The sequence below is a fragment of the Pseudomonas sp. EGD-AK9 genome, from assembly GCF_000465935.2.
Classification (GTDB): domain Bacteria; phylum Pseudomonadota; class Gammaproteobacteria; order Pseudomonadales; family Pseudomonadaceae; genus Aquipseudomonas.
Genome location: NZ_AVOF01000304.1, coordinates 1 through 3,917, shown reverse-complemented (window position 1 = coordinate 3,917; position 3,917 = coordinate 1). Strand labels below are relative to the sequence as shown.

The 3,917-nt window shown below is 67.0% G+C and carries 6 protein-coding genes and 1 riboswitch; all 6 genes read right to left on the bottom strand.

Features of this window, described 5'->3' with window-relative positions; all coding sequences use genetic code 11:
• A partial coding sequence (locus tag N878_RS14575; RefSeq protein ID WP_031303200.1) for an AIR synthase related protein occupies positions 1-303 on the bottom strand: 303 nt, incomplete at its 3' end.
• A 66-nt stretch (positions 304-369) separates the two neighbouring features.
• Positions 370-849 (bottom strand): transcription antitermination factor NusB, encoded by a 480-nt coding sequence (gene nusB, locus N878_RS14570; protein ID WP_021444362.1) that lies wholly within the window; start codon positions 847-849, stop codon positions 370-372.
• Positions 846-1,322 (bottom strand): 6,7-dimethyl-8-ribityllumazine synthase, encoded by a 477-nt coding sequence (ribE, locus tag N878_RS14565; RefSeq protein WP_012019761.1) that lies wholly within the window; start codon positions 1,320-1,322, stop codon positions 846-848. The genes nusB and ribE overlap by 4 nt, the downstream gene beginning before the upstream one ends.
• Positions 1,323-1,460: 138 nt before the next feature.
• Positions 1,461-2,540: a bifunctional 3,4-dihydroxy-2-butanone-4-phosphate synthase/GTP cyclohydrolase II gene (ribBA, locus tag N878_RS14560; RefSeq protein ID WP_021444361.1), complete on the bottom strand. Its 1,080-nt coding sequence runs from the start codon at positions 2,538-2,540 to the stop codon at positions 1,461-1,463.
• 12 nt (positions 2,541-2,552) lie between these two features.
• A complete protein-coding gene (locus N878_RS14555; RefSeq protein ID WP_021444360.1) occupies positions 2,553-3,215 on the bottom strand; it encodes a riboflavin synthase in 663 nt (220 codons plus the stop codon).
• Positions 3,216-3,341: 126 nt separating this feature from the next.
• A riboswitch (FMN riboswitch) is annotated at positions 3,342-3,484 on the bottom strand.
• 217 nt (positions 3,485-3,701) lie between these two features.
• A partial coding sequence (locus N878_RS14550; RefSeq protein ID WP_031303198.1) for a dihydrofolate reductase family protein occupies positions 3,702-3,917 on the bottom strand: 216 nt, incomplete at its 5' end.

The window sequence follows — 3,917 nt, the reverse complement described above, 5'->3', positions numbered from 1 at the left end:
GGCCAGCCAGATGTCCTCGGCGGCGGGCGGGGTCAGGGCCAGGGTAAAGGCCAGGGGCGTGGCGCCCATGGCGGCCAGGTCGCTGGCCGATACCGCCAGCGCGCGCTGGCCGAGCAGGAAGGCATCGCAGGATTCGGGGAAATGCACCCCGGCGACCAGGGTGTCGGTGGACACCGCCAGCTGCTCGCCGGCGGGCAGCGCCAGCAGCGCGCAATCGTCGCCGATGCCGCGAACCACGCCGTCGCCGCCTTGGGCGCAGGGGGCGGCGGCGAAGTAATGACGGATCAGCTCGAACTCACCCATGGAGCCTCCCCTCTCCCTCTGGGAGAGGGGTTGGGGGTGAGGGTGCTCGGACAACGCGATCCATGCTCAACGCTTGTTGGCGCCCACTTCGGCGGCACGCAGCTTAGGCGCCAGCTTGTCGAGGATGCCGTTGACGAACTTGTGCCCGTCGGTGGCGCCGAACACCTTGGCCAGCTCGATGCCCTCGTTGATCACCACCTTGTAGGGCACGTCGACGCGGTTCTTCAGCTCGTAGGTGGACAGGCGCAGGATGGCCAGCTCGACCGGATCGATCTCTGCCAGCGGGCGATCGAGCAGCGGCGTGAAGGCCTCGTCCAGCTCGGTCTTCTGCCGCGGCACGCCGTGCAGGATCTCGTGGAAGTAGGCGCCGTCGACCTTGCTGAAATCGTTGTCGACGCGGAACTGCGCTTCGATCTCGTTCAGCGGCTGGCCGGCGATGTGCCAGGAGTACAGGGCCTGCATGGCCAGGGTACGGGCCTCGCGGCGGGCAAGAATCTTGCCGCTGGGGCCCTTCTTGGCCGGCTGGCCGTTACCGGAGTTGCTCACTTGGCCTCCAACTGCGCCAGCAGGCTGACCATTTCCAGGGCAGACAGCGCAGCTTCGGCACCCTTGTTACCCGCCTTGGTGCCGGAACGTTCGATGGCTTGTTCGATGGAGTCGACGGTCAGCACGCCGAAGGCGACCGGTACGCCGTACTCCATGGACACCTGAGCCAGACCCTTGGTGCACTCGCCGGCGACGTATTCGAAGTGCGGAGTGCCGCCACGGATGACCGCGCCCAGGGCGATGATCGCCGCGTACTCGCCGCGCTGAGCGACCTTCTGGGTGACCAGCGGAATCTCGAAGGCGCCCGGCGCGCGGATGATGGTGATGTCGCTCTCGCTCACGCCGTGGCGAACCAGGGCGTCGATGGCGCCACTGACCAGGCTCTCGACGACGAAGCTGTTGAAACGGCCTACCACCAGGGCGTATTTGCCCTTCGGGGCGATGAAGGTACCTTCGATGGTCTTCAGGGTCATGACGGGTCTCACTAGGGTTAAAGAGCCGGAGCGGCGGTGCGCTCCGAAAAATAAAATTCGTGCTCCCTGGGGAGCTGGCTTTGCTCCCCTCTCCCATAAATGGGAGAGGGTCATCAGCTTTGGCCCTTCGGGCCGCGGTCAGTCAGCCGGCAGGTATTCTACAACCTCGAGATCGAAGCCGGATATCGCGTTGAACTTCATCGGCGAGCTCAGCAGGCGCATCTTGCGCACGCCGAGGTCGCGCAGGATCTGCGAGCCGGCGCCCACCGTGCTGTAGGTGGCCGGAGTCGCCGGCTGCTGGCGGCCGAGGTGGGCCAGCAGCTCCGGGCCGGTCAGCGGGTTGCCCAGCAACAGCACCACGCCGCTGCCGGCCTTGGCCACCTCGGCCATGGCCGCGCGCAGGCTCCAACGCCCCGGCTGGTTGACCAGGAACAGGTCGCGCAGCGGGTCCATGTTGTGCACCCGCACCAGGGTCGGCTCCTCGGCGCACAGCTTGCCCAGGGTCAGCGCCATGTGCGCGGTGTCTTCCACCGCGTCGCGGTAGGTGACCAGGTTGAACTGGCCCAGCTCGGTGTCCAGCGGCTGCTCGCTGATGCGTTCGACAGTGCGCTCGTGGATCAGGCGGTAGTGGATCAGGTCGGCGATGGTGCCGATCTTCAGGCCGTGCTGCTCGGCGAAGGCCTCCAGCTCCGGGCGACGGGCCATGGTGCCGTCGTCGTTCATGATCTCGCAGATCACCCCGCTCGGCTCGAAACCGCCCATGCGCGCCAGGTCGCAGGCCGCTTCGGTATGGCCGGCACGCGCCAGTACGCCGCCCGGTTGGGCCATCAGCGGGAAGATATGACCGGGGCTGACGATATCGTCGGCCACCGCATTACGCGCTACGGCGGCCTGCACGGTACGGGCACGGTCGGCGGCGGAGATGCCGGTGGTCACGCCCTCGGCGGCCTCGATGGAGACGGTGAACTTGGTGCCGAAGCCGGAGCCGTTGCGCGGCGCCATCAGCGGCAGCTTGAGCAGCTCGCAGCGTTCGCGGGTCATCGGCATGCAGATCAACCCCCGCGCAAAACGGGCCATGAAGTTGATATGTTCGGCCGTGACGCATTCGGAGGCGATGATGATGTCGCCCTCGTTCTCGCGGTCCTCGTCATCCATGAGGATGACCATCTTGCCGGCGCGGATGTCTTCGATCAGTTCTTCAGCGGTGTTGAGCGCCATCGGGGCGTCTCCTCAATTCTTCAGGTAGCCGTGTTCGGCGAGAAAGCTTTCGGTCAGGCCCGAGGCCTTGGGCTCGGCGGCCTTGTCGCCGAGCAGCAGGCGCTCCAGGTAGCGTGCCAGCAGGTCCACTTCGAGGTTGACCTTACGCCCGGCCTGGTAGTCGACCATGATGGTCTCGGCCAGGGTGTGCGGCACTATGGTCAGTTCGAACTCGGCGCCATCGACCGCGTTGACGGTCAGGCTGGTGCCGTCGACGGTGATCGAGCCCTTGTGGGCGATGTACCTGGCCAGCTCGCGCGGCGCGCGCACCCTGAACTGCACGGCGCGGGCGTTATCGGCACGGGAGACGATCTCGCCGACGCCGTCGACGTGGCCGCTGACCAGATGCCCGCCGAGGCGGCTGGTGGGGGTCAGGGCCTTTTCCAGGTTGACCGCACTGCCGGGCTTGAGATCGACGAAGGCGGTGCGCGCCAGGGTCTCGCGGCTGACGTCGGCCCAGAAGCCGTCGCCGGGCAGTTCCACCGCGGTCAGGCACACGCCGTTGACGGCGATGCTGTCGCCGAGCTTGACGTCGCCCAGGTCGAGCTTGCCGGTGGCGACATAGACGCGCACATCACCGCCCTTGGGGGTCATGGCACGGATGCTGCCGATGGCTTCGATTATGCCGGTGAACATGCGCCCTCCGGTTTCTCACTGAAGATGATGCGAAACAGCATGGACGAACTCCTGTTTGGGTCAGAAACAGGGCAATGCCGATCGATAGGGATTTCGCGGACGCGCACACGGCGCCCGAGGAGGGAATCCCGCTCTCTCTTTATCCGGACTATACCGTCGGCCCCGGAATCGCACCGGGTCTGCTGACCTCGCCGAAACGAGCGCTCGCGGGCTAGGCAGAATCCGCCATTACCGCCGGTGGGGAATTCCACCCCGCCCTGAGAACGTTGCGGCCAGTCGCCCGGCCGAGTGGCGTTTTACCATATTTATCGCCGCACCGCATGACCCCAGGGGGACGCCGTGGCGACCTGCCGTCGGCAGGCTGGGCTGTGGAGCCTGCGACCAAGTCCAACATGGGCGTGGGGATCGTGGGACGCGGGGACCGCCGAGATCGCCGGGCGGAGCGCAACGCGCTCCCTGTTGGGCTTCGCTGCGCTCAGCGCCAACCTACGGCCGCGCGGTGATCTGCCAGTCGTCGCCGATGGCGCGGATATCCACGATCTGCAGCTCGGGCGCCTCGGCCATGCGGTTGAGCGGCAGGTCGAGCAGCGGCCGGGCGCTGGAGCCGAGCAGCTTGGCCGCCATGAAGATGCGGTATTCGTCCACCAGCCCGGCGCGGGCGAAGGCGCCGGCCAGGCGCGGCCCGGCCTCCACCAGCACCTC